The following is a 26,404-nucleotide window of genomic DNA, read 5'->3' as shown; positions in this document are numbered from 1 at the left end:
TTTAATTTTATTAATAAAATAATTAATTAGGTAATTTCATTAATTAAAAAAATCGTACTGCCAGCAAAATATCCCAAGCCCAGCAATAGCCCAATCCAGAACAGGCCGCCTAGCAGGTTATAAAGCAGAAACATCGGATAATTCATCTGATTGGCACCTGCAGCAAATGGAGCCACTGAACGTACAAAAGGAATAAAACGAGCCATCAGGATAGTTTTACCACCATGACGCACAAAATAGCGATTTGTACGGGTTAAATGTTCCGGTTTGATAAAACGTGATTTTACACTGGTAATCTGTGGCCCAAAGAATTTACCGGTATGGTAGTTAACAATATAACCTAGAGTGGCCGCTGCAAAAAGCAGCATGATCATAAAGTCAAGGTGCATAAAATCTACTGAAGCACATAATGCTCCTACACTCAGGAGCAAGCTGTCTCCTGGCAGGAAAAACATGGCAATAAATGCAGTTTCAGCAAAAATAATCATAAACAGGAGCGCATATACCCACATACCATAGGCTTCAATAAAGCCGGGCAAATGCTGTTCGAAACCAAGCAAAAAATCAATCAATTCCGTCTACCCATTTGTCGTGTTTATATAGAAAACGAGAAGTTACAGGCACTTCCATACAGCAGGCTGTATACAACGTTATACTCATTCAGCTTTGGCCTGATCTGGTCACAGTCAAAAATCCATATTTCAATATATAAATAAAAAATTAATATATTCAATATGATATAAAATTTATGACTTTTATTCATTCTCAAAACTGACAGCAGTATAACCCGGTTTAGCTTAAAGTAAACCTCAGGTGTTTATCGATAAAACTGCTTTTCTGGTCTGATCAGTAGCTTTATAAGTGCTCTGAATAGGATTTAAGGCATAGTTGAGGAAAGGGTTAAATGCATATTAATATGGGGTATACCACAATCTTCATATACTTCCCCAAAACATGCAAAACCGAGTTCCTGATAAAATGATGTTGCATGGACTTGAGAAGATAGACACAGCTGATCAAGCTGCTGCTCCTGTGCATATTTAATGATAGCCTGCATTAGAGCTTTACCTAAACCACGTCCACGATCAGTTTTAAGAACGGCTACTCGGCCAATCCAGTGATTTGGTAGTAACCGTGCAGTTGCAATGGCACGTGTCTGATCATATAGAATAAAATGAACAGCATGTTTATCGTCCTGATCCCATTCATCTTCTGCTGCAATCTTTTGCTCCTGAATAAATACTTCAGTACGAATAAACTTTGCTGCTGACTGGAGTTCGTTCCAGCTGCCATGTCTAATCTGGAATAAAGACAAAACTTGCTCCTGTAGCATATCGATATAAATGAATTAGCCTGATTTTAATGCAGCAACCCGGTACTGCTACACTATTTTTATAAAACTTTTTGAATATAGAGAGTTTTAATATTGACTCATCAATGAGTACAGTGAAGGTTATGGGGAAAGTCTTCTGAGAGTGTTAAAATAAAATCCCCCGTTCAACAGATCACGTTTATTTCTAAATTGAATAACAAATATCGTAAAAATTCGATATTAATATCGATAAAAAACGATATACTGTATTTCAAGGGTGACGTGTTTTACATCAGTGCGAGAAAAAGTGATGGACACAGAAGCGATTTATAAAGCTTTGGCAAATCCGATCCGCAGGCAGATTTTACAGTGCCTGAAAGATCCTGAGCAGTTTATTCCTAAGCTAAATGAATGTGAATATGATTTTAGCCGGGGAGTATGTGCAGGGCAGATTGAAAAAATTGCCAATGTCTCTCAGTCGACTATGTCCAACCATCTGTCAGTGTTGCAACAGGCAGGACTGATCCAGGCAACCAAATATGGTCAATGGTCTTATTTTTCGCGCAATGAAGCACTGATCCAGAAATTTGTAGATACTCTACAACAATCTCTCTAAATCTTTTTCAGGTGAAGAAAAGATCTCCCAAGGATATGAAATATGACTGATCTGTCTACTCCCGCACAGTTTGGCGAACTTCAGCTCAAGAACCGTCTGGTTATGGCCCCATTAACTCGAACCCGTGCTACTGAAGATCGTATACCCACTGATCTGATGGTGGAATACTATACGCAACGTGCGAATGCTGGCCTGATTATTGCGGAAGCAACTGTGATTGCAGAAGAAGCAAACGGATATGAACGTAGCCCAGGTTTATATAATGATAAACAAGTTGCTGCATGGAAAAAGATTACAGATGCAGTGCATGCTGAGGGAAGCCTGATTGTTTCACAACTGTGGCATGTAGGCCGTATTTCACATCCAGATTTACTCAAGGGTGAAATACCAGTTTCATCAAGTGCCATCAAACCGAAAGGTACCGTTAGTCTGCTACGACCAAAACGTGAATATGTGACCCCACGCCCGCTCGAAATTTCTGAAATTAAAGCCATTGTAGCGCAGTATAAGCAGGCAGCCATATATGCCAAAGCTGCCGGTTTTGATGGGGTAGAAGTTCATGCTGCAAATGGCTATCTGCTGGACCAGTTCCTGCAAAGCAGTACGAATCAGCGTGAAGATGAATATGGTGGTTCTGTTGAAAATCGTGCCCGCTTCTTACTTGAAGTTGTCGATGTTCTGATTGAGGTATGGGGAGCAGGACGTGTTGGCGTACATCTGGCACCACGTGGTGATGAGCATGATATGGGCGATGATAACCCGAAAGAAACCTTTGGCTATGTGGCTGAAGAGCTGGGTAAACGTCAGATTGCCTTTATATTTACCCGTGAATATCTTGCCGAAGACAGTATTAGTGCCTATCTGAAAGAACGTTCAGGTGTACCCTATATCGCGAATATGCGCCTAGATGCGCAAACAGCTAAAGAGCTGCTGGCCAGTGGTAAGGCAGACGCCGTATCGTTTGGCAAGGCTTATATTGCCAATCCGGACTTATATCAACGCCTGATGAGCAATGCGCCACTTAATGAGCTTAATACCACTACCATGTATGGTTTTGGACCGGAAGGCTATACTGACTACCCGACAATGGCTATATAAACACCAGGATTAAAATTCTTAAGGGGCATGATCCAGAGGACTGGGTCATGCTATATTTGCCGATTGTTTCTTGACTGAGAGTTCTGCTTGGGAACACCATTTTGGTATAACGCCTTACTGGCGTTAGTAAAGCCGCTTTATCGGAAGCGTTTATATAAACGTTCGGGACACTTGCCTGATTTTCAGGATGAGCTGCTGGAACGCTTTGGGCCTTTTCAGCCTCCTTTACATACGCAAGCGCTCTGGTTCCATGCTGTTTCTGTCGGTGAAACCAATGCAGCACAACCTCTGATTGAACATTATTTAAGTTTAGGTCAGCCGGTACTATTGACCAATACGACCCGTACTGGACAGGCACGTGCCAAATCCTTATTCTCACAGCGTTATCCGAAACTGTTTCAGGCAGTATTTCTGCCGGTAGACCAGCGTTACTTAATTGAAGAGTTTCTGAGCAAATACCAGCCCAAACTGTTGGCACTGGTTGAAACTGAACTTTGGCCGAACCTGTTGCAGATAACCCGATTTCGGCATATTCCTGTCTTATTGTTAAATGCACGCTTATCTGAAAAGTCCGCCAAAGGTTATGCCAGAGTAAAAGGCCTTAGCCGTTCCATGGTCGAATGCCTGGATTCAATGCTGGCTCAAGATCAGCCCACCAGACAGCGTTATATCGAATTGGGTATGCCACCTGAAGCTGTTCAGGTTGTAGGAAATATCAAGTTTGATATTTCTGCACCGCCTAAATTTACTGAACGGGCTGCCCAATTAAAGAGAGACTGGCAGTTAGAGCCACGCAAGATTATTCTACTGGCCAGTACTCATGCGCCTGAAGAACTAGAGCTGTTAACTGCTCTTCGGCCCTTTTTACAAAAGCAGCCAGAACTCTTATGCATTGTAGTACCACGACATCCTGAACGTTTTAATGAAGTATTCGAGCAGTGCCAGAAACTGGCACTGCTTACCCGACGCCGTAGCCTTGACCAGACGATTCAGCCAGATACACAAGTCTATCTGGCCGATAGTATGGGTGAATTATGGTTATGGTATGCCTTGAGTCAGGCCTGTTTCGTTGGTGGTTCTTTAAATGAGCCAGGGGGCGGACATAATATTCTTGAACCGATTGCACTTCATGTTCCCACGGTTATCGGTATACGTTACTTTAATTTCCAGAGTATTGTTGATGAGTTCGTAGAAGCTCAAGGAATTCTGATTGCACACGATGCAAACGAGGCTGTAAACCAGCTGCTCGCCTGTATAGATGACCCGGAGGCCGCAGGTCATTTAAGCCAGCAAGCCTATAATGTTCTCCAAAAAAATCAGGGTTCTTTAAATCGGCACATCCATGCTATTGATCAGTATTTATAAGTCAGCATAAAAATGAATATTGTTTTACTTGAGCCGCAGGCAGCAGCGACCGAACCATGGACTATCTGTTCCAGACGTCAAGTCCAGCATTTACTTCAGCATCTGAATATAAAGACAGGTGATACTTTAAAAGTGGGTATCCGTAATGGAGAGCGTTACCTGACAGAAATCGTTGCTCTGAATGACAATACAGTACAGGTACGGCCATTAAAACAGGAACAGCTACCAGATAAACTTCCTGTCACCCTCATTGTGGCTATGCCACGGCCAAAAGTATTACGCCGCCTGATTATGGACAGTGTAACACTCGGTGTTGAAAAGATTATTTTATTGCACAGCTACCGGGTCGATAAAAGCTACTGGCAAACCCCATTTTTACAACAGATTGAAAGTTATGTAACGCTGGGACTGGAGCAGGCAGGAGATACAATTGCACCGGCTGTAGAAATCCATAAGCGTTTTAAGCCTTTTGTTGAAGATATATTGCCCGGGTTAATCTCAGCGCAGCAACCTGCTTATGTGGCACATCCCTATAGCGAGCAGGCTATGCCGTCCAGTATAGTGCATCCCTGCACTGTAATTATTGGACCAGAAGGTGGCTTTATTCCTTATGAAATAGAATTGCTCACTCAAAATGGCTGTCAGGCCGTGCATCTAGGCCAACGTATTATCCGTACTGAAACCGTGATTCCATATGTGTTAGGTCGGCTGTTTAGTGGCATCTGATGGTTTATCTTCCTGTACTAGACTGTTGTCGCCGCGGTAAACTTTAACTTCCTGTACCGGATAAGGAATAGAGATGCCATGCTCATCAAAGGCTTTGATCACCTGTTCCTGAACTTCACTGACTGAAGCACCAATATTGGTTTCTTTTGTATCAATCCACCAGAACACGCTGAGCCTGACAGAAAAGTCAGATAAAGCAGAAACATTCACACTAAAAGCCGGCTGGCTTAAAATTGTACGCTGGTTATTAAGTATATTCAGAATCAGTTCTTTGGCTTTTTGTGCATCATCTTCATAGCTGATCCCGACATCAAAGTTACAGCGGCGGCGCGGGTAGGCAGTGTTGACAGTTATTGAGCTGGTATAGACTGTCGCATTTGGGATCAGAATACGGCGACCATCCGGCGAGCGTAAATAAGTTGCCCGAATCTGGATATCTTCGACCGTACCTTCCAGTCCATTTACAATAATATCGTCACCAATCCGGAAAGGTTCACTCAGTAAAATCAGGATACCTGAAAGCAGGTTCTGAAAAATATCCTTAAATGCAAAACCGATTGCGACCGAGCCGATTCCTAACGCGCTCATCAGTTGTCCCGGTGTAAAGCCGGGCACTGAGATTACCAATGCAATCAGCAAACCAAAAGATACAATAAAGGTACTTCCTACCCGGTTTAGTACCAGAACCAAATTCTGTCGGGTATAGGTTTTATTATGCAGGGTCTTACGAATAAAAAATTTAAACAGGGCTGATAAGAGCCAGAAAATCAGGAAAACTGCTAGAGCAATACAGAAGTAGGGCACACGTTCCCAGAAACCTTCAATGATCTTATCAATGGTACTATAGGCATCATTATATTTGCTGGTGTGTTCAATCACCTTTTGTGCAGTTTTTTCACCTGCTTCGTGCAGTAACTGAGTAGTTCCCTCAGTTACATCACTCAATTTCTTTGCTTCTTCAGCCACAGCTTCATCCGCACCTTAAACAAAGACCATATTCTGCCTGAAAACCATATTGAATTTAATCGGCTACTTGCCAAAATTATACATAGGCTGTACCTGAGTTAAAAATACGGCGTCGCTTTTTGCAAGACTTCCCGTGGTATTTCAATAGGCTGACTTTCACTCAGGTAAATCCAGGTACTGCGGCTGACAAAGAAACTTAAAATGACTAAAGCAATTAACAGCCAAGCTACAGTTTTTTCCCAGAGCAAGGTTCGACGTGGATGCCCAAAACGGTTAATCCCTGCATCACCCGCGGCAAAAAGCAGGTAAATCATGAACAGGAAATTAACCAGAGGTAAGAACAGCAGCAGCGCCCACCAGCCGCTATGATTACGGTCATGCAAACGTCGTACTATCAGGACCAGGTTAAAATAGGCATAAAGCAAGGTAAGTATTAATAAACCTATACTGGCCAGCTGATCCCACATCCCTGTAATATTATAGCTCTGAGGAGTGCTTTGCATATTAAAGCTGCCCATGAGCAGACTGAATATAACCAGTATGAAGAAAGCGATACAATTTAAAAGGCCATTCCAGCCAATATAGCTTAAACGGCTAAAGCGCCCTCTCATCGAAAGAGGATGATCGGTTTCAGTGGGGTAAAAATTATATTCAGCAGTCATGATCGCTCATCAGTTAATGGCTGGATTGGGTAAGAAAATGTTGCTTTTATGCAATTATTAAAGTTTTACCGGTTTAAAATTATAAGATAAAGATTAAATTAGTTTCTGATAAATCAATCATATTTGTTAAAAAGCAGTTATTCTGTTGAATAAAAGTTAAGCGCTTTATCTACGACCAAAGCATGATTGTCAGTTGTACTGAACAGTCCTATTACTGGTTGAAAGGCAATCAATAAAATAAATAATACCCCGTGCTAAAAGTCTCGTGAGGAGACGTACAATATCAAGGAAGTGATACTATGAGTGAGATCTATCCTGTACCTGAAGAATTTAAAAAAACTGCCCGCACTGTCGAAGAAGATTATCTGAAACGTTACCAGCATTCGATTGAACAACCTGAAGAATTCTGGGCTGAAGAGGCAAAAAGGATTGACTGGATCAAGCCATTTACACAAGTTAAAAATAGCAGTTTTGCTGCTGATAATTTCAAGATCGAATGGTTTGCTGATGGCCAGCTTAATGTCAGTGCCAACTGTCTGGACCGACATTTAAAAGAGCATCCGCACAAGCCTGCAATTATCTGGGAGGGAGACCATCCTTCACGTCACAAGATTATTTCTTTTAAAGAACTGCATGATGAAGTATGCCGTTTTGCCAATGCCCTGAAAAAATACGGGATTGCTAAAGGCGACCGGGTAGTCCTATACATGCCGATGGTCAGTGAAGCTGCCATTGCCATGCTGGCATGTGCCCGTATTGGAGCAGTGCATTGTGTAGTCTTTGGGGGATTCTCTCCTGATTCGCTGGCCAGCCGTATTGAAGACAGCCAAGCAAAAATGGTAATTACCGCTGATGCCGGTATGCGGGGCGGCAAGCTGATTCCTCTTAAAGAAAGTGTCGATCAGGCCTTAGAGCATGCAGAAACAGACTCAGTTGAACATGTAGTAGTAGTACACCGTACCGGTAATCCGGTAGAAATGAAACCAGAGCGCGATCTGTGGTATCACGAAGTAATAACTGAAGTGAATGAAATCTGCCCGCCGGAGCCGATGAATGCTGAAGATCCACTTTTTATTCTTTATACCTCTGGCTCTACCGGTAAACCTAAAGGCGTACTGCATACTACTGGCGGATATCTAGTTTATGTCAACAGCACCTTTCGAGAAGTATTTGATATAAAACAGGACGACATATACTGGTGTACTGCCGATGTGGGCTGGATTACTGGTCACAGCTATATTATTTATGGGCCATTATCTAATGGTACCACGACGGTAATGTTTGAAGGTGTGCCGCAATATCCAAGTTGGGCGCGTGTAGGCCATATTGTCGACAAACATAATATAACTATCTTATATACCGCACCCACTGCAATTCGGGCCATGATGCGTGAAGGTGATGCCTACGTGCGTGAAAGTGACCGCAGTAGCCTGCGTTTGCTGGGCTCTGTTGGTGAACCGATTAACCCTGAAGCATGGTCATGGTACTACAACGTAGTTGGAGAAGGACGCTGTCCAGTTGTTGATACCTGGTGGCAGACTGAAACGGGCGGCATACTGATTTCACCACTCCCCGGTGCGACTGACCTTAAACCCGGTTCGGCTACGCGGCCTTATTTTGGAGTGCAACCTGCTATTGTCGATGGCGAGGGCAAGGTGCTAGACGGTGCAGCAGAGGGTAATCTGATTATTAAAGATTCCTGGCCGGGCCAGATGCGAACCATATGGGGAGATCCACAGCGTTTTATTGAAGCCTATTTCTCGACATTCCCGGGTAACTATTTTACTGGTGACGGTGCTCGTCGTGATGAAGACGGTTACTACTGGATCACGGGTCGTGTTGATGATGTGTTAAATGTTTCAGGTCACCGGCTGGGAACTGCAGAAATTGAAAGTGCCTTGGTGGCACATGACCATGTTGCTGAAGCCGCTGTAGTGGGAATGCCTCATGAGATTAAAGGACAGGGGATCTGTACTTTTGTAACCTTGCAGGCAGGCGTTAATGAGTCTGAAGAGTTAAGGCAGGAACTGGTCAGCTGGGTACGCAAGCAACTTGGCCCAGTGGCAACACCAGATGCGCTGCACTGGGCACCCGCACTGCCCAAGACACGTTCCGGTAAAATTATGCGCCGTATTTTAAGAAAAATTGCTGCCAATGAACTGGACAGTCTGGGAGATACTTCGACCTTGGCAGAACCAGCTGTAGTCGAGCAATTGATTGTTACGGTCTATCCGGACCACAAGTAAAATATTTCTGAATACCGCCTTGCTTTAAGGCGGTATTTTTAACTATAAGAATAAACTGAAGAATACACACAGCTGTACAAGCCATAAAATTTTAATGAGTACCCTAGATAAAAGCTTAATGAATACAACAGAAAATTCTTACTCTGCCGAGCAGGCGATACAGACAGCACAACAACTCACCCGGCTATTTTCACATACCGCTGCCTTACGTGATAAGCAGGGCGGTAACCCTAAAAAAGAACGTGACCTGATTCGGGAAAGTGGGCTACTTAAACTGTCAATTCCTACTGAATATGGCGGTTCAGGAGCAAACTGGACGACAATTTTTGAAACTATTCGAATTATAGCGCAGGCAGACAGTTCACTGGCGCATGTCTACGGATTTCATCATCTGTTGATTGCCACGGTACAACTGTTTGCACAACCACAACAATACACCAGCTGGTTCAGGCAGACTGCTCAAGATAACCTGTTTTGGGGCAATACGCTCAACCCCCTCGACCGTCGTACTACAGTAACCCGAATTACAGATCATGAATATATTTTTCAGGGGGATAAAAGCTTCTGCTCCGGTTCAATAGACTCAGACCTGTTGCTGTGCTCGGGCTATGATGAACAGGGCAAATTGCTGATAGGTGTGATTCCATCGCAGCGCAACGGCGTTAGTTTTTTGGGGGACTGGGACAATATGGGACAGCGCCAGACCGACAGTGGCACCAGCCATTTTGAACAGGTGCATGTCTATAAAAAAGAGCTACTACTTAACCCGGGCCCACTGAGTACCCCCTATTCAAGTCTTCGTCCGCTTATTGCACAGCTGATTTTTGTCTATTTATTTTTAGGTGTAGCAGAAGGAGCATTTGAGACTGCTAAAGCTATTGTACAGGGCCAAAAAGCCTGGTCAAAGTCTCTGGCTGAACAAGCTGTAGATGACCCTTATATCCAGAAACATTTTGCCGAGTTTTATGTGCAGCTTGAAGGGGTAAGGCTACTTGCAGCAGACGCTGTGAAGAAACTGCAGGCAGCATGGTTACAGGGTGAACACTTAAGTTCAGTGCAACGCGGGGAGGTTTCTATTGCAATCGCAACTGCTAAGATTGCTGCGACCAATACCTCACTTTATATCACGCAAAATATATTTCAGGTCATGGGGGCACGTGCCACAGCTGCCAAACTGAATCTGGACCGCTTCTGGCGCAATGTTCGAACCCAAACCCTGCATGATCCGGTTGACTATAAATATCAGGAAATTGGGGAATGGATATTAACCGGTAAACTACCTGAACCCAGCTTTTATTCTTGAACGGGTATGAGAGAAATAATTTTCAGGTCAATCTTTATATCCAGAATTTAATATACAACTATCTTCAGAGACAGCTTATAGAAAAAGTGCAGGCTATAAAAAACCCTCAAGCCGAGTCTTGAGGGAGGAGAACTGCCATGGGGTGTTATTATTATTTGGTTCATGAGCAACCAGGTTTAGCTGATTAATCAGGCAGACTTGGCAGATACAACATGCTGCTGCTCTACTTCTAACTCACGAACCAATGGCAAAACCTTCTCGCCGAAATACTCTATTTCTTCTATAAAATGTAAAAAGCCTGAGAGGATCAAATCAACCCCGGCATTTTTAAGCTCAATAATCCGTTCAGCAATTTGTTGGGGAGTACCAATTAGATTGGTCTTAAAACCATCATTATATTGCACCAGATCCACAAAAGTGGATTTTGCCCAGTTTCCTTCGCCTTCACGACTGGCAGCTCCTGCCTCACGAGTAGCCTTCCCAAAAGCCTGTACTGCCTGAATATCGGCCTGCTCGATAATCTCTTGTAATACTGCCTGCGCTTCTTCTTCTGTATCACGGGCAATAATAAAGGCATTTACCCCAACCTTAATTTGATGACCATTTAAAGCCGCTTTGGTACGCAAATCACTAATCTGTTTGACCAGTTCGTCAACGCTATTACCGTTGGTAAAATACCAGTCAGACACACGTGCAGCCATATCACGTGCGGCTCGGGAACTTCCACCCTGAAATACCTCAATATGAGGCTGCTGTAGAGGTTTGGGTTTAAGGGTATAATTCTCAAACTGATAATATTTACCTTTAAAACTATACTGATCCGTAGTCCAGATTCCTTTTAAAGCTCGAATAAATTCTTCAGAACGTACATAACGTTCATCATGTTCAGGCCAGATCTCTCCAATGGCATCAAATTCTCCACGAAACCATCCACTCACAATATTAACTGCTATGCGACCTTGAGTCAGATGATCAATAGTAGCGAGCTGTTTGGCAGCCAGAGCCGGTTTCCAGGGACCTGGTAAAATGGCAGCAATGACTTTCAGCTTTTCAGTTTTTGCGAGAAGAGCATGGCTAAAGCTGACAGACTCATGCTGGTTTTCGGCGCCATAGCCTGCTGTAAAACGAATCTGGGTTAATGCATATTCAAAGCCATTTTGCTCGGCAGTCTGCGCTAAACGGACGTTATATTAATAACTCCAGTCGGTGCGCTGCTCAATCTTACTCACCACTAAGCCGCCACTGACATTTGGAACCCAGTAAGCAAACTTCAGCTGCTGTGCTTGATCATCCTTCATAGTGATTTCCTCACAAACTGTTAGGCTACATGAGTCTTCAGGTTTTTTGGATGCAAACGCGACTCTGCTGCATCTAGGCTGGGTACAGCGACAGATGGCAAGACCTCTTCCTGCTCAATCTGTTTATTGATCCCCAAATTCTGGTTAGCCTGCTCAGTTTTGACTTTAACCAGTTCTGCACGTTGCCCTTTGGCTGGCGCCCACTCTAGAATTGGAAGTGCGCGGGCAACAGCTAGTGTAATGCGGTCTGCCAGCTGTTGACTCTGGATGGTATATTCTGGAGTAAAATCACGATCTGTGGCATAAACACCAATTGGTAAAGTCTGTGCCTGAAAAAAGCTAAACAATGGGCGTAATTGGTGTTCCAATACCAATGCATGGCGGTCGCTACCACCAGAGGCAGCCAATAATACAGGTACATCCACTAAGGCTGTCTGTTCGACAAAGTCAAAAAAATGTTTGAATAGGCCAGTAAAAGAGGCACGGTAAACCGGGGTCCCGACAATTAAAGCGTCTGCTGCTTCCACAGCAGCCAGATCATCCTGTACGCGCTGTGGAAGCTGGTTACGGTAAATTGCGCCTCCCAGTAAAGGCCCAATTTCACTAAATTTAATAAAGTGGATATTAATAGGTGTTGCCTCGCTGAGTTCATTTAATACCGCCTGAACCAGAGCTTCAGTTTTAGACGGTGTATTGAGACCACCTGAAACTGCAACAATATTAAGAGGCTGAACAGAAGATGAAAAATGATGTGTCATGTAAATAAACCTAAATAGCTCGCTAGTTACTATTTATTAACGGTCAGAAGCAGCCAGCCTGTAAAATAAGGAAATTAAAATAAGTTATCGTTTTTCAAGATATCTTTTAGATCAAAAAAAATTAAAATTTAAGTTATTGTTTTATAAAAATTTAATATAAACTGAGATTTAGGCGGCTCTAAAAATAGTAATTTATATGAAATTCTGATTTGAATTGAATAAAAATATCAAATACATTAAGAGCGCTTTATTATTGATCAGTTCTTACTAGCTTGCACACTAAATTAGTGAAGAATTGCATATCCTTAATGTCATGAGTGCAGTTAGAATAAAGCTGTACTGTGCAAAGAGATCTCCTGTTTCGCTTATGAACATATTAATTGTTGATGATCATCCACTGTTCCGGCATGCCCTAATTCAAGCCGTGCGTTATAGCCTGCCACAGGCACAAATCTCTGAGACAGCTGCAGTAAATGAATTTTATGAACGTCTGGAAAAGGGTTCAGAACCAGATTTGGTTTTACTGGATTTAAACTTGCCCGGTGCTTCAGGTTTTTCAGCACTGGTTCATGTCCGTGCCCAATATCCTTCTATTCCGATTATTGTAGTCTCTGCTCATGAAGAGCTGTCAATTATTCAGCGTGCAATTGCGCACGGGGCAATGGGCTATATTCCTAAATCTGCCCATCCAAGTCATATTGGTGAGGCAATTCGTCAGGTATTAGAAGGGGAAATCTGGTTACCACCGAACTTGCCTACCAACGTGAGTTTTGATCCGAGAGCAACTGATGAGACAGAACTTGCAGAGCGGATTCAGTCACTTACACCACAGCAGTTCCGTGTACTGATGATGGTTGCTGAAGGTCTGCTCAACAAGCAGATTGCTTATGAACTGGATGTTTCAGAGGCTACCATCAAGGCACATGTAACAGCTATTTTCCGTAAGCTGGGAGTACAAAACCGTACTCAGGCAGTATTGGCTATCAAGGCACTTAATATTGATGAAAAGAGAGTCTGATTTAAAATAGCTATAAAAATAAGGCCCATGAATAAGGCCTTATTTTTTGTACCGAATGTTTTAAGCCAAGCAGTCCTGTTTGGCAATCAGATCAGTGCAAAACAGCGGATTCAAGGCAAATTCTAAATCATCAATCTGATCTTGTGATACCTGTCCTTTTTCCTTTAAATAATTTGCCACACGATCATCACGCAGGCTCAAGAATGCTGCATCATATACACCAAGCTCGACAAATAAAGCCGCAGTTTCCAGACTGTTAAAACGGTCCAGAAAAATATCACCTTCATACATTAAGAAAATATGATCCGAATCAGCCTGAGGGTCTACCTTTAAATACTCGGCCAAATCATAAGGTGAAGTCTTAATAAAGAGCAGATTGGATAATTCATCAAATTGAGTCATATCCAATTGGTCCTGTCCGGTTTTTACCTTACCCAGCCATGCTTTAAAGACCAGTACCGCTCCACCACGCAGCAGCATACTCCAAAGCTGATGACGTGCAGCATCGTCTAGACACTCAGACTCTGACTGTAGAACCTGAATCAGCTTTTCTTCCTGCTGGGCTAGCTTGTCAAATAAACCCAGACCTTGGGGCTGATAGGCAGCGGGAGCAAAAACATCAAATCTTAATGCTTCAAATACCTGAAGTGCCAGAGGAACTGCGCTGTGGTAAAGGGTATCGAGAGCCTGTAATTGGGGTTGGGCAAGCTTGCTATGTTTAAACAATTGCTGCCACTGGATTTCAGGTAATAGCGCATTGGCACTATAATCCCGATAAAACTGTTGTGAAGGCTGGGCACCGTGTCCGACAATTTCTGACATATTCATAATAGTATCCTTAGGTTTTTTCTCTGACCGGTTTTTTCATAATGCAGACAATGAGAAAACCTGATGTATATATCTATTTTATGAGGGTGGAGGGGGGTAAATAGAAATAAGACTAAAGTTGTATAAGGTTAAAAATGAGTTTTTTATTTTTATAAAATCAATAACTTGTTTAATTGTAACTAAGTATACAAGTGTTCACTTTAAAATTGAGCAGCTTTGCCATAGAAAATTCACAGTTGAAATTTTTGGCCAGTTTTTCATCATTAAATTAGCTGTTTTTTGATTTATTCTGCCTGTCTTGCCCTTATATTTTGTCAGTTAAGGCTGAAAATAGTTTTTCACAGTCTTTTTTGCCAGCTTTATGCTGGCAAAAAAGACTGTTCAATTATTTATAGATCAAGACTGATCACCTATGATTTTTAAACCCGATAACCAGGCGCGTAATGCCGCTGGTTTTAATGGTTTTTTCAATAAGACAATATTGTGCTGTTTTAAACGGTGAGGTAATTCAGGATCTGAATCTGCGGTAATCAACGCTACGGGTACAGGATGATAACGATGCTCAAGAATAAAGTCTAATCCTAATTGCCCCTGATTCAGATGTTGGTCAATCAGCCAGACTTGAATATTTTCCTGTTCGATAAGAGCAAGTGCCTGTTGAGGTTCACGGGCTTTAAAGACCTGATACCCCCATTTCGTTAGTAAGGTTGACATACCTTCAAGGATAGTTTCGTCATTGTCCAGACAAAGAATGCGATAAGCCTTGGTTTTCAGTGGTGCCACTTGTACTGGGGCAGTTACTGTTTTGGGTGGCGCTACAATTGGAACTTCCAGAATAAAGCAGGAGCCCTTACCTTGGGTAGAGTATACATGAACCGGATAATCTAGCAGGCTGGTCATTCGCTGAACAATGGCCAGACCTAGGCCCAGACCTTGCTCACCCCAAGGCGAGGTATGTCCACACCGTTCAAATTCCTGAAAAAGCTTAATACGCTGTTCTTCAGCAATCCCAGGCCCGGTATCCCAGACGCCAATTCGTATATGGCCCGGTCGTTCACTGGAACGTAATACACCTAAAAGCACCCGGCCTTTAGCGGTATAACGTAAGGCATTACTGACAAAATTCTGTACAATCCGGCGTATCCACTGCGGATCTGTGTCTATCCAGAAGGGTGCATCGTGGACGTGAAACTGAATATTGCGCTGTGAAGCAATCGACTTGAACTGCAACTCCAGATCGCGTAGCAGGTCATGTAGAGGATAAGACTGCCGGTTTGGCTGCATATTGCCCCCTTCTAGTCGGGCAATATCCAGAAGAGCTGAAAGCATACTTTCAGCCCCATGCAGGGCCCGGTCCAGTTGCTGCAAAGTAGTACGATCTTCATCATTGTTAACGCTCTGCTCCAAAGCGGTACTAAACAGCCGGGCAGCATGCATTGGCTGTAATAGATCATGACTGGCAGCTGCAATAAAACGGCTTTTCGACATGTTCGCCTTATCTGCCTGTTCGCGGGCAAGTTGCTGCTCTGCTAGGGCATCTGCCAGCTGGCGGGTGCGGTCAATAACGCGTGCTTCCAGTATGGCTTCATTTTCCCGAAATGCAGTAATGTCGGCAAAGGTAGTCACGAAACCGCCTCCTTCAATTGGGTTGCCGCGCATCTGGATCACTCTACCATCCTTACGGATACGCTCAAACTCATGTGCGCTGCCGACCTGCATCCAGTGAATCCGCTTACGGACATGTTCTTCAATAGACCCGGGACCACATTCGCCACGCTCGGCATTATAACGGATCAGATCAGAAATCGGACAGCCGACATAAACCAGATCCTTAGGATAGTCAAACAGCTTCAGGTATTGGTTGTTCCACGCCACCAGACACATATTTTCATCGACTACACTTACACCTTGGGTCATGTGGTCAATCATGGTCATCAGCAGATTCTGGTTGAAACGCTGCCATTGCGAAGCTTGATCCAGAATATTGGCCACCTGGCCTAATGCCAGGCCATTATTAACCATGGCCGTAGTAAGCAGGGTACGGGCTGAAGCGGCACCAATAGTACCGGCCAGATACTGCTCGGTAAAGCGCCACCACATACCGTTAGCAACACTATTTTCATTAAGAACCAGATTGTTCTGGGCACAAAATTGCTGAAAGGCATGCGTCGCTGGCCCTTCTCCAGTAATACGCCGCGCCAGAGTCATGAGGTCACCTACTTTTAAACGGACCGCATCCTGGTGCAAATAACTCATGTCAGTAGAAGCACTGTGTGCTGGTAAGGGTTTAGTTTCATAATAAAAGAAACTTTCAGCCTGAATCTGCTCAGCAATACTTGGGCGGTAAATTCGTGATACCCAGATATATAAAATAATATTGAGACCTAATGCCCAGATGACGCCATGCGTTAATGGCGCAAAGGATTCAAAGCCTAACAGGGCCTCCGGGCGTAACCAATGCAGGCCAAGCGGTCCAGCCGTGAGGAACTGTTGGGCAAATTCAGTATAGCTTTCTGGCAGACTGCGCAAGATGGTAGGTAGCAGCAGGGTATAGGTCCACATAAAGAAACCAACAATCAGTCCGGCATACACCCCCTGACGGCTACCACCCCGCCAATAGAGTCCACCAATTAGGGCAGGGGAGAACTGGGCTACTGCACTAAAGGCCAGCAGGCCAAATACAGATAACTGGTCAATATCGTTAAAAAAATGAAAGAACAGGAAGCCCAGGAGCATGACACCCAAAATGCAGACCCGCCGGGTAAATTTAAGAACTTGTGGTAAGCGTTTGTCATGCCGGGAAATAATATTAAAACGCCATAATGCCGGCATGATCAGATCATTACTGAGCATAATGGAAAGTGCAACCGATGAGACCAATAGCATACCGGTCGAGGCAGAAAAGCCTCCTAAAAATGCTAATAAAGTTAGCCATTCCTGATTATAACTGAGCGGAAGGGAAAGTACTGCCACATCAGGTACGGTAAGAAAGTTTGGTGCAGCATGCAATGCCCAGCTGGCAATAGGAATAATTGCCAGTGTCGTTAAAATCAGATAAGCGGCAAACCAGCGGCGTGCCCCGCGAATATGTTTTTCGTCGCGCAGCTCAACCACGGCCACATGGAACTGTCGTGGCAGGCAGATGATTGCCAGTGCAGCCAGCAAGGTCTGTACCCAGAAAGTTTCCGGCACACCAAATAGCTGTACTTCATAAAATGTCTTGGCAACATCACCAGAGACCTGCACAATATTTTCAGGAGCATCAAAAAGAAAAAAGAGTGCTACACAAAGTAGGGCAAACAGCTTAACAAAAGACTCAAAAGCGACAGCCAGCATCAGACCACCATGTTGCTCAGTATTGGCGATCTGCCGTGTACCGAACATCATTGCGAGTATAGCCAGAACACCGGTAAGTAAAAGCACACTGTTGGTAGTGGTATGTAAGGATTCATTCTGCGTTAGTATGACCGACGCACTCAGTGCAATGGCCCTGAGTTGTAAAGCCAAGTAAGGAATGATGGCAATAACAGCCAAAATAGTCACTAAAGAGGCAAGACTACCGCTTTTACCATAGCGGGCAGCTACAAAGTCAGCAATAGAAGAAATAGCATGATGCTGGCGTACCCGACCCAGACGCCGCCAGATATCATAGCCTAATCCGACGAATAGCAATGGCCCCAGATAGATCGGCAGAAAAATAATACCTTCACGTACTGCAGCACCAGTTGCGCCATAAAATGTCCAGGATGAACAATATACTCCGAGCGTCAGGCTGAATAACAACATACGGCCACGAGTACTTAAACGGCTGGCATGCTTTTCACCAAAAAATGCACAGACAAAAAGTATAAAAATATAAAGGGCCAGTACCCCGATGATCAGCCAGCTGTTCATATTGCTCACGGTCTTTATTGCTGCTTCTATGATACCTCAAGCGCAGGATAAACAGATGCCTGATCAGTATTTAAAGACCAAAGTCTAAGTTACGGGAACCCTACAATATTGTTAATTTTGTATACGTAAAAAAAAGATTAAAGATTGGACAAAAGCGACCAATAGCTTGGCCGCTGATTAAGGAGCAAGGTTATGGATGAGCTTAAGGTAGAACGAATTCTACAAAATCCAAAATTTAAAGAGATGGTGGCCAAGAAAAGAAATCTCAGCTGGACATTAACTGCAATTATGCTGTTTGTCTATGTTGGTTTCATGCTGTTGGTAGGTTATAACAAAGAATTCCTGATGAGTTCTTTTAGTGGCGGGGTAACAACTTGGGGAATTCCTTTAGGCCTCGGCATTATCGTCCTGTCATTTGTATTATGTGCAGTGTATTCATATATCGCCAATAACACACTTGATGAACTTAACAGAGAAGCTTTGAAAGAAGTCGAGGCAATCGCGCAAGAGTCTACGACTACTAAAGGAATGCACTAATATGAAATGGAATTCATGTAAAGCAAAAGTATTTGCTGCGTCCACATTTTTAACTTCTGGTCTGGCTATGGCTGGCCCTGATCTGGGTGCGGCTGAGCAGCAGGCTACGAATTGGCACGCAATTATCATGTTCGTGATTTTTGTCGGCCTTACATTGTTCATTACCAAATGGGCAGCCAAACAGACTCAGTCAACTCAAGACTTCTACACTGCAGGTGGTGGTATTTCGGGTTTCCAGAACGGTTTGGCGATTGCTGGTGACTTCATGTCTGCTGCATCGTTCTTGGGTATTTCTGCCATGGTGTTCAGTTCAGGATTCGATGGTCTGCTGTACTCATTAGGCTTCATGGTTGGCTGGCCAATTGTTCTGTTCCTGATTGCAGAGCGTCTGCGTAACTTGGGTAAATATAACCTGTCAGACGTGGTGTCATTCCGTCTGGAAGAAAAGCCGGTTCGTACCTTGGCAGCAATCAGCTCATTGGTCGTGGTCGCGTTTTACCTCATTGCACAGATGGTCGGTGCGGGACAGCTGATCAAACTGCTATTTGGCTTGAACTATAATATCGCGGTTGTAATTGTTGGCCTGCTGATGATGGCTTACGTAATGTTCGGCGGCATGTTGGCTACCACTTGGGTACAGATCATCAAGGCTGTAATGCTGCTTTCTGGCGCAACTTTCATGGCATTTATGGTAATGAAAGGTGTTGGCTTCAGCTTTACTGCAATGTTTGACCAATCTATCCAGATTTTCGCTAAAGTCCATGATATTACACTGGCAGAAGCAGGCAAAATCATGGGACCAGGCAAACTGGCAGAGAACCCAATTGATGCGATTTCCCTCGGACTTGCATTGATGTTTGGTACTGCTGGTCTTCCACATATCCTCATGCGTTTCTTTACAGTAAAAGATGCAAAAGAAGCACGTAAATCAGTGGTTGTAGCAACAGGTTTCATTGGTTACTTCTATCTGCTGACCTTCATCATTGGTTTCGGTGCAATCTTGTATGTATCGAATAATCCACAATTCATTGATGTAGCGAAAATGGCGGTTACAGGCAAGTTAGAGCTTGTAGGCGGTAACAATATGGCTGCGGTCCATCTGGCTGATGCTGTGGGTGGCGACCTGTTTATGGGCTTCATTTCAGCGGTAGCATTTGCCACAATTCTTGCCGTAGTGGCTGGTTTAACCCTGTCAGGTGCTTCTGCAATCTCGCATGACCTGTATGCAAACGTATTTAAAAAAGGACAGACTACGCCTGAATCTGAACTTCGCATGTCTAAAATTGCCACTCTGGGCCTTGCGATCTTTGCAATGATTTTAGGTATCCTGTTTGAGAAACAGAACGTGGCCTTCATGGTAGGTCTGGCATTCTCGGTTGCTGCGTGTGCTAACTTCCCGGTACTTGTTCTGTCTATGTTCTGGAAAGGCCTGACGACACGTGGTGCAGTAGCCGGTGGTGTTGTGGGTCTGTCACTTGCTGTAATTCTGATTGTGCTGTCTAAAGCAGTCTGGGTGGATACACTCGGTATTTCTGATACGCCAATTAACCCTTTTAATGGCCCTGCAATCTTTGCTATGCCACTTTCATTCTTCTGCTGCTGGTTGTTCTCTGTAACTGATAAATCAGCGCGTGCACAGCGTGAACGTAAAGAATTCGATGCCCAGTTTGTACGTTCCATGACTGGTATCGGAGCTTCCGGTGCTCAAGATCATTAATTGATTTAAATAAAAAGCCCCGCAATTGCGGGGCTTTTTATTAATTCATTATTTCTTGTCACCAATAATAGTTGACCAGTACAGGTCAGCAATTTCACTACCATTAAAATAAACAGTAGCTTTTAATGATTCAGGCTGGTTCTGGCGCACATCAATCATCTGGTTGTAGGTGTCACGTATTTTTAAATTACCCTCAGTAGGTAAATGCTTATAATTGTTAGATATGGTTTCAGCCATTTTAAAGGGTGTAGTGGTCTCAAAATTAAAGCTATAACGGAAATCTGCCTGGTAAGGCTGGCCAATAATTGTCCCGCTGGTGGTAAGAGTGCGTATTCCATTACTTCCGCTGCCATATTCATCGGCTAAACGGTAGTTATAGTTTCTGACTTGCAGGTACTCTTTACTGGTTTCATTATAGTTTGTTCCGCCAGCTGGTGCATTAGCATCCTTGCTGACCCGCTGAAATTCCAACTGATCAACCTGATAAGCCTTTTCTTTACCTGCTGTAGTTGTTGTTTCCCGATAGGAAATACTGCCTGAAATCAGGTAATCATCTTTCAGGCTAAAATCTACATTTGAACCATAGCGCACATTGGTAAATTTCAAAGTAGTGGTATCACCATTTACGGTTTGGGTAATACTTGAGCCCTGACGATAAGTTTTATCGAGAATAATACAGTTTTCCTTATCCTGTTTTAGGCTTAAAGTCTTTACTGAGCCATTCGTAATTACTTCTGCACAAAGTCGGTTTGGAAACTTGATGCTATTTAGACCCAGATTATAAATCTGTACCAGTCTGCCAGTCCGACCATAAGGATAGTCTGCAAAAACCTCTCCAACCATGTGGCCTAATGCAACGTTATAGTCTGTCTCATTGCTGCGATCACCAGTGATTTTATCGCGAACCTTGTCCAGAATACTCTGGTCTTCAAAAGGCACGAATTCTTCTGATAATTCTGGCGAAATTGTTTCATTAGGCACATTTGGTGGCGTAGTGATAGTAGCGTCATTGGAACTTCCGCCTCCTCCACAGGCTACCAGTAAAGTTGAGCTTAAAGCCAAGCCAAGTAAGCTGATCTGCTTTTTCATAAAATGTACTTCCTTAATTTTATTTGTTTTTTTAGACTTAAAAACGAATTAGAATTTTTACTCTAAAATCTTGGATATAGGTCCTTTTAATGTCATTATTTTGTAAAAATTGAGTAGGCATAGGCTTTAGAGATATTTTTTAGATAAAATTTTAAAATTATTGTTTTTAAAAGATTAATTGAAAGAAAACCTATAGATATAGAGTTTACAGGTATAGAGTTAATGTTACATTTCTTAATATAAGCTTTTATAAATTTATACTTTCTTTTTATAAGGTCTCGCCACACTTCATTTAATTAATAAATAATAATGGCTACATTAGAAAATGGCTGGGTTAAAAGCAGGCTTGCGTGTACTTCTTGGATTCTGGAAAGGTCTTCGTTTATTACCTTCCGCCCAGTTAGTTTTATTACAATTTTTTATACTGATTTTATCTTTGCTCAGCAATGATAGTACACCGTCTCGTTCTGTCACCTGGTTACTGGGCGTGATTGCACTATTACTGGTGGCAAAAATGATACGCCAGACTCCAGCCTACACCGCACTCGGTCTCATTTTTGTCGGCGGTGCTTTTATTTTTTCTGTGCCCATACTTTTTGGTTATGAACATGTGGGTCTGATCATTACTACCCATGCTTTTGAAGCAAGTGCCTATTTCTGTGCGGCTTATGGACTGATCCGCTATATGTTTGCTGACCGTTATCTTACTAAGGATGAGCTTTTTGCAGCTGCCGCAGTCTTTACCTTGATCGCTTGGGGTTTTGCCTTTCTTTATAACATCTGCCAACTGGTAGTTCCTTATAGCTTTCAAAATCCAAATCGGACAGGGCCATTGCAAACCTGGCTGGATCTTCTGTTTTTAAGCTTTAGTCTCCAGTCAGCTACGGGTCTTGCAGACCTGATGCCAGTCAGTCCGGCGGCACGTGTTCTGGCAATGTTACAGATGTTTGGCGGAGTAATGTATCTGGCACTTATCGTTTCAAGACTTATTGTACTGCAATATATTTCACATTCACCCCGTACGAATAAAGACAAATCTTGAAAATTTTCCTTTACAGGAAGTTAACGGCTTTCATTTGTAAGTTAATTTAATATATCACTCTGAATACTGGTTCAGTATTCTTTGTTTTTACAATGTCTTAGCAGAATGCATTTTGACCGCAGAGTCTGTCATTTTATTAAAAAAATATATGGGGGTAAATCACCTATGTCTTCCAAGTCCAAAGCTTGGTTTTCCAATGTTAATCCTAATGTGTTTATTAGCACGGTTGTGATTATCCTGATCTTTTTAGCTATTGTTATTTTTGCTCCTGATGCATTTGAACTTCTGACCAAAAAATTAAATCAGTGGATTACTGATTCTTTCAGCTGGTTTTATGTTTTATCGGTTGCCTTATTTTTAATCCTGCTAACAGGTATTGCTGTGTCTTCCATGGGCCGGATCAAACTTGGGCCAGATCATAGTCAACCTGATTATACCTATCCTTCCTGGTTTGCCATGCTGTTTACTGCAGGTATGGGGATTGGCTTAATGTTCTTTGGTGTTGCTGAGCCCATTATGCATTATGTCAGTCCACCAAGTGGCCAGCCGGAGACCGTACTGGCAGCACAACAGGCCATGCGTGTTACTTTCTTCCATTGGGGTTTACATGCCTGGGCTATTTATGCAGTTGTTGGGTTGTCACTGGCTTATTTTGCATACCGTCATCAGCTTCCATTAAAAGTCCGCTCAGCCTTATATCCTTTAATTGGTAAGCGTATTTATGGACCAATTGGTGATGGAGTCGATACTTTCGCCACAATTGGGACCATATTCGGGGTTGCCACTTCTCTGGGTTTTGGTGTAACACAGATTAACTCGGGATTAAATTACCTGTTTGGCTGGGAGCAGAGTATTCTGACTCAGATTATTTTAATTGTTGTGGTAAGCAGTATTGCTTCACTCTCGGTTTTTTTAGGTCTGGATAAGGGCGTTAAGCGTTTATCTGAACTCAACCTCATTCTGGCATTGCTATTGCTGGCTTTCATATTTTTAACTGGCGCCAGCATTTATTTATTGCAGACCACCATCCAGACAGCAGGACAATATGTATCTAACCTGTTCAGCATGACTTTTAACTTATATGCCTATCAGCCTAATGGCTGGATTGGTGGCTGGACTATCATGTACTGGGCTTGGTGGATTTCGTGGTCACCATTTGTGGGTATGTTTATTGCCCGAGTCTCACGAGGACGTACTGTCCGTGAGTTTATTGCAGGCGTATTGCTGATTCCTACAGGTTTCACCATTATCTGGATGGGATTCATAGGTAATGCAGCGCTATATAATGTGATGTTTGAAGGAAATAATAGCCTGCTAGAAGCTGTAAAAACTGATTCTTCTGTAGCGCTGTTTGAATTCTTGACCCAGTTACCTTGGTCTGGAGTGAGCAGTATTTTAGCAACTGTTCTGGTCATGCTGTTTTTTGTGACCTCTGCCGATTCAGGCGCCCTGGTTACCGATTATCTCACCTCTAAAACAGATCAGTCTCCTGCCTGGCAGCGGCTGTTCTGGACAGTACTTATGGCGCTACTGGCTATTATTCTGCTCATGGCTGGTGGTTTAGGTGCATTACAGTCCGCCACCATTATGAGTGCTTTGCCATTTACCTTTATTATGCTGCTCATCTGCTGGGGGTTGCTCAAGGCACTAAGATTAGACAGTTTGAAAATGCAGGCTATTCAGGAGGCACGTATTACACCGCGTGCTATTCATAACCCGCGCAGCTGGCAACAGCGTTTGGGCCTAATTATGCATTATCCACATAGTCGTGATGAAGTAGAGCATTATATAAAGTCTACAGTTGCTCAGGCATTTCAGCATATTCAGCATGAGTTTAAACGTCGTAATCTTGAGGTGAGCATAGAAACTCTTGAGGACGGATTGCTATTAAGGGTGGATCATCGGAATGAGATTAATTTTATCTATAAAGTGGTTTCACGTGAAACTACCCCTCCGAGCTTTATGACTGGAGCCCAATCAGCTACCGACCATGAATATTATCAGGCTGAAGTGTTTTTAAGAGAGGGAGGACAAAATTATGATGTTATGGAATGGACGCAAGAAGATCTGCTTCAGGATATTCTGGACCAGTATGAACGTCATCTTTACTTCCTGAACGTCATACGCAGTTAAATGCAATAATAAAAAGGACTCCAATGGAGTCCTTTTTTAGTTCCTTAATCTGTTAACAGATTAGAAACGGAATTTGGCGTTAACCCCTACAGTTTGAGTATCTGCATCTATACCTACTGCGTTTGCATTAACATAGCTTGCGCCTACTGCAACTGCTGGAGTAATAAAGTAGTTAATGTTTGCTCCCCAAGCTGAATCCATTACATCAGTAAAATTAGATTCAGCATAAGAAGCGCCTACACTAAATTTTGGTGTAAAGTAGACATCAGTTTTTAACTGATATGCATTGTTGCTGTCTGCATGCATCATTGCGGCTTCAAAACCAACTGATGCATTTGTACCATCAACTGGGCCTACATATTTAGTGCGGGCAGTTACGATATCTTGAGAAAGACGCTGATTAGTAAAACCAGCAGTTGCAGCTTCACCTACAGTTTTTAGAATACCATTAGACATAATATTGTTGGCGTCTAGAGCAAAAGGATCAGCAATATTTGCATAGCCTACTGCTACCAGGAAATTAGGTGCCAGAAGTGCACCAAGCTCTAATGCATAACGATCGCCATTATTTTCAATAGAACCTAATTTTGTACCAAACTCAGATATATCTGTATCTGTTTTAGTGTGGCTATAAGCTGCACTGGTATATAACGGAACAACTGAAGTCGGAATATATGCTTCACCTTTTACACCGTAAGTGTGTGCTTCAGTATCTAGACTCAAGGTACGATCTGCACCCAAGTCAAGATTACCATAGGTGTAAGCAAGAGAAATGTTAGAAGCTTGGTTTAAAAATGCGGCTTCAGCTAATGGCCCTTTGCTTGAATCTACATTTTTATAGTAGTAAGTTCCGGCTACTGAACCAGTAAAATCTTTATCATTGAGTGTGGCATCGATATATTCAGATTGTCCCTGAACCTCAAATTGATATGCTTGCGCACCGGTCATGGCTAATAGTAAAGCAGTGGCTAAACCGAGTTTTTTCATGATATTTACCAGTTTATTAAAAATGGATTAAACCCCTGCATTGTATTGTAACAATTTATTAAGTCAATGAAGTAAAAAGATATTATTTTACAGAGTAATTATACTAAATATGATAAAGGACATTTTTTACTCATTTGGAATAAAGTTTGTCAACCTTTTAAAAAGTTTCGATATAACAGTTAAGTAATACTTAATTAATGAATAAATTTTGGGAAAAAATAAGTCTTGAATAAGAATTTTATGATTGTTTTAACTGATTAATATAGAGGAATTAATCAATAATTCTAGAAATAAGAGAAGAATCAAATTGAAGTATTTTACATTTAATTTTTGGTAGGACAGATGCTTTTTTAAGCACTCTATAAGCTAAAAACTTTAAACTAGAATTTATCTTAGTAGTTAGATTAAGATAAGACTTAGCTCTACAAAATTGTAAAAAGCGATAGATTTTCTAATCCTTATTAAATTAATCAACTTTACTTTATACATGAAAAATCACATAATATTTATATCAGATATATACAACTTATATCTGCACCACAGAATTTTTAAAACCGTATTTCTGGTTTATCCGCCCAGCTTTCCCCAAGGTTGGGCTTTTTTTTAACCTGAGTTTTATACTTAGACAGTGTGCTATTTTAAATTACAGTTCAAATAAGAAATTTGAGCTGTACATGCAAAACCAAAAAATGACTTGCGTAATTTTAAAAAAGTTTTAACTAAAAATAAGTAAATTTTAAGTAAAAAAAGGCCCAGCTTAAAAGAGATAACTGGGCCAGAAAGGATGCATAATATTTGGGAGATACATC

Annotated in this window: 20 protein-coding genes and 1 pseudogene; 11 read left to right on the top strand and 10 right to left on the bottom strand. The window is 42.5% G+C overall.

Annotated elements, in window-relative coordinates:
- Window positions 1-26: 26 nt before the first annotated feature.
- Window positions 27-572 (bottom strand): VTT domain-containing protein, encoded by a 546-nt coding sequence (locus tag N518_RS0104215; protein ID WP_017400573.1) that lies wholly within the window; start codon window positions 570-572, stop codon window positions 27-29.
- 305 nt (window positions 573-877) lie between these two features.
- The gene (locus N518_RS0104210; protein WP_016801298.1) at window positions 878-1,333 is read right to left on the bottom strand and encodes a GNAT family N-acetyltransferase; all 456 of its coding nucleotides are present in this window, start codon (window positions 1,331-1,333) and stop codon (window positions 878-880) included.
- Window positions 1,334-1,622: 289 nt separating this feature from the next.
- Between N518_RS0104210 and N518_RS0104205 the strand changes: the two genes are divergently transcribed.
- The 4 genes from N518_RS0104205 to N518_RS0104190 all read left to right on the top strand — a co-directional run bounded on the left by N518_RS0104205 (window position 1,623) and on the right by N518_RS0104190 (window position 5,117).
- Window positions 1,623-1,928, top strand: coding sequence for an ArsR/SmtB family transcription factor (locus N518_RS0104205; protein ID WP_005024071.1), 306 nt, complete (start codon window positions 1,623-1,625; stop codon window positions 1,926-1,928).
- A 42-nt stretch (window positions 1,929-1,970) separates the two neighbouring features.
- Window positions 1,971-3,026, top strand: a complete 1,056-nt coding sequence (locus N518_RS0104200) for an alkene reductase (protein ID WP_005024073.1) — start codon at window positions 1,971-1,973, stop codon at window positions 3,024-3,026.
- An 87-nt stretch (window positions 3,027-3,113) separates the two neighbouring features.
- The gene (locus N518_RS0104195; RefSeq protein WP_005024075.1) at window positions 3,114-4,391 is read left to right on the top strand and encodes a 3-deoxy-D-manno-octulosonic acid transferase; all 1,278 of its coding nucleotides are present in this window, start codon (window positions 3,114-3,116) and stop codon (window positions 4,389-4,391) included.
- 12 nt (window positions 4,392-4,403) lie between these two features.
- A complete protein-coding gene (locus N518_RS0104190) occupies window positions 4,404-5,117 on the top strand; it encodes a 16S rRNA (uracil(1498)-N(3))-methyltransferase (protein WP_005024077.1) in 714 nt (237 codons plus the stop codon).
- On the opposite strand, the gene N518_RS0104185 is transcribed toward N518_RS0104190, so the two are convergent.
- Both N518_RS0104185 and N518_RS0104180 read right to left on the bottom strand, forming a co-directional pair.
- Window positions 5,091-6,083, bottom strand: coding sequence for a mechanosensitive ion channel family protein (locus N518_RS0104185; protein WP_005017875.1), 993 nt, complete (start codon window positions 6,081-6,083; stop codon window positions 5,091-5,093). The two genes, N518_RS0104190 and N518_RS0104185, sit on opposite strands and share 27 nt — an antisense overlap.
- Before the next feature lie 98 nt (window positions 6,084-6,181).
- Window positions 6,182-6,745, bottom strand: a complete 564-nt coding sequence (locus tag N518_RS0104180; RefSeq protein WP_005024080.1) for a DUF805 domain-containing protein — start codon at window positions 6,743-6,745, stop codon at window positions 6,182-6,184.
- 299 nt (window positions 6,746-7,044) lie between these two features.
- Between N518_RS0104180 and acs the strand changes: the two genes are divergently transcribed.
- Complete coding sequence (acs, locus tag N518_RS0104175; RefSeq protein WP_017400572.1) at window positions 7,045-8,991, top strand: acetate--CoA ligase; 1,947 nt, start codon at window positions 7,045-7,047, stop codon at window positions 8,989-8,991.
- A gap of 118 nt (window positions 8,992-9,109) precedes the next feature.
- Complete coding sequence (locus N518_RS0104170) at window positions 9,110-10,294, top strand: acyl-CoA dehydrogenase family protein (protein WP_017400571.1); 1,185 nt, start codon at window positions 9,110-9,112, stop codon at window positions 10,292-10,294.
- A gap of 188 nt (window positions 10,295-10,482) precedes the next feature.
- Here N518_RS0104170 and sfnG read toward each other — a convergent pair.
- A pseudogene (sfnG, locus tag N518_RS16100) lies at window positions 10,483-11,592 on the bottom strand (dimethylsulfone monooxygenase SfnG).
- Window positions 11,593-11,612: 20 nt separating this feature from the next.
- The gene (gene msuE, locus N518_RS0104160) at window positions 11,613-12,350 is read right to left on the bottom strand and encodes an FMN reductase (RefSeq protein WP_017400568.1); all 738 of its coding nucleotides are present in this window, start codon (window positions 12,348-12,350) and stop codon (window positions 11,613-11,615) included.
- Window positions 12,351-12,717: 367 nt separating this feature from the next.
- On the opposite strand from msuE, the gene N518_RS0104155 reads away from it, so the two are divergent.
- Entirely contained in the window at window positions 12,718-13,368 is a 651-nt protein-coding gene (locus N518_RS0104155; protein WP_005017881.1) for a response regulator, read from the top strand.
- Between the two features lie 60 nt (window positions 13,369-13,428).
- On the opposite strand, the gene N518_RS0104150 is transcribed toward N518_RS0104155, so the two are convergent.
- Window positions 13,429-14,196, bottom strand: coding sequence for a hypothetical protein (locus N518_RS0104150; protein ID WP_017400567.1), 768 nt, complete (start codon window positions 14,194-14,196; stop codon window positions 13,429-13,431).
- 396 nt (window positions 14,197-14,592) lie between these two features.
- Window positions 14,593-18,090, bottom strand: a complete 3,498-nt coding sequence (locus tag N518_RS0104145) for a PAS domain-containing hybrid sensor histidine kinase/response regulator (RefSeq protein WP_005024103.1) — start codon at window positions 18,088-18,090, stop codon at window positions 14,593-14,595.
- 192 nt (window positions 18,091-18,282) lie between these two features.
- Between N518_RS0104145 and N518_RS0104140 the strand changes: the two genes are divergently transcribed.
- Both N518_RS0104140 and N518_RS0104135 read left to right on the top strand, forming a co-directional pair.
- Window positions 18,283-18,627, top strand: a complete 345-nt coding sequence (locus N518_RS0104140; RefSeq protein WP_005017884.1) for a DUF485 domain-containing protein — start codon at window positions 18,283-18,285, stop codon at window positions 18,625-18,627.
- Between the two features lies 1 nt (window position 18,628).
- Window positions 18,629-20,344, top strand: a complete 1,716-nt coding sequence (locus N518_RS0104135; RefSeq protein WP_005017886.1) for a cation acetate symporter — start codon at window positions 18,629-18,631, stop codon at window positions 20,342-20,344.
- Between the two features lie 48 nt (window positions 20,345-20,392).
- Here N518_RS0104135 and N518_RS0104130 read toward each other — a convergent pair whose 3' ends face one another.
- On the bottom strand, window positions 20,393-21,433 hold the full coding sequence (locus N518_RS0104130) for a hypothetical protein (protein WP_005024105.1): 1,041 nt from the start codon (window positions 21,431-21,433) through the stop codon (window positions 20,393-20,395).
- A 346-nt stretch (window positions 21,434-21,779) separates the two neighbouring features.
- On the opposite strand from N518_RS0104130, the gene N518_RS0104125 reads away from it, so the two are divergent.
- Window positions 21,780-22,475 (top strand): ion channel, encoded by a 696-nt coding sequence (locus tag N518_RS0104125; protein WP_026056611.1) that lies wholly within the window; start codon window positions 21,780-21,782, stop codon window positions 22,473-22,475.
- A 165-nt stretch (window positions 22,476-22,640) separates the two neighbouring features.
- Window positions 22,641-24,608, top strand: coding sequence for a BCCT family transporter (locus N518_RS0104120; protein ID WP_026444010.1), 1,968 nt, complete (start codon window positions 22,641-22,643; stop codon window positions 24,606-24,608).
- Between the two features lie 60 nt (window positions 24,609-24,668).
- On the opposite strand, the gene omp33-36 is transcribed toward N518_RS0104120, so the two are convergent.
- Complete coding sequence (omp33-36, locus tag N518_RS0104115) at window positions 24,669-25,598, bottom strand: porin Omp33-36 (RefSeq protein ID WP_262446913.1); 930 nt, start codon at window positions 25,596-25,598, stop codon at window positions 24,669-24,671.
- Window positions 25,599-26,404: the final 806 nt, after the last annotated feature.

Source organism: Acinetobacter sp. UNC436CL71CviS28, assembly GCF_000620525.1.
GTDB classification, from domain to species: Bacteria; Pseudomonadota; Gammaproteobacteria; order Pseudomonadales; family Moraxellaceae; genus Acinetobacter; species Acinetobacter radioresistens.
The sequence above is the reverse complement of the archived record's forward strand: the minus strand, read 5'-3'. Positions and strand labels throughout refer to the sequence as shown.

Coding starts and splice junctions, on each gene's coding strand:
- N518_RS0104210 (WP_016801298.1), bottom strand. CDS start 1,333: ATGCTACAGGAGCAAGTTTTGTCTTTATTCCAGATTAGACATGGCAGC.
- N518_RS0104205 (WP_005024071.1), top strand. CDS start 1,623: ATGGACACAGAAGCGATTTATAAAGCTTTGGCAAATCCGATCCGCAGG.
- N518_RS0104200 (WP_005024073.1), top strand. CDS start 1,971: ATGACTGATCTGTCTACTCCCGCACAGTTTGGCGAACTTCAGCTCAAG.
- N518_RS0104190 (WP_005024077.1), top strand. CDS start 4,404: ATGAATATTGTTTTACTTGAGCCGCAGGCAGCAGCGACCGAACCATGG.
- N518_RS0104180 (WP_005024080.1), bottom strand. CDS start 6,745: ATGACTGCTGAATATAATTTTTACCCCACTGAAACCGATCATCCTCTT.
- acs (WP_017400572.1), top strand. CDS start 7,045: ATGAGTGAGATCTATCCTGTACCTGAAGAATTTAAAAAAACTGCCCGC.
- N518_RS0104170 (WP_017400571.1), top strand. CDS start 9,110: ATGAATACAACAGAAAATTCTTACTCTGCCGAGCAGGCGATACAGACA.
- msuE (WP_017400568.1), bottom strand. CDS start 12,350: ATGACACATCATTTTTCATCTTCTGTTCAGCCTCTTAATATTGTTGCA.
- N518_RS0104155 (WP_005017881.1), top strand. CDS start 12,718: ATGAACATATTAATTGTTGATGATCATCCACTGTTCCGGCATGCCCTA.
- N518_RS0104150 (WP_017400567.1), bottom strand. CDS start 14,196: ATGAATATGTCAGAAATTGTCGGACACGGTGCCCAGCCTTCACAACAG.
- N518_RS0104145 (WP_005024103.1), bottom strand. CDS start 18,090: ATGAACAGCTGGCTGATCATCGGGGTACTGGCCCTTTATATTTTTATA.
- N518_RS0104140 (WP_005017884.1), top strand. CDS start 18,283: ATGGATGAGCTTAAGGTAGAACGAATTCTACAAAATCCAAAATTTAAA.
- N518_RS0104135 (WP_005017886.1), top strand. CDS start 18,629: ATGAAATGGAATTCATGTAAAGCAAAAGTATTTGCTGCGTCCACATTT.
- N518_RS0104130 (WP_005024105.1), bottom strand. CDS start 21,433: ATGAAAAAGCAGATCAGCTTACTTGGCTTGGCTTTAAGCTCAACTTTA.
- N518_RS0104120 (WP_026444010.1), top strand. CDS start 22,641: ATGTCTTCCAAGTCCAAAGCTTGGTTTTCCAATGTTAATCCTAATGTG.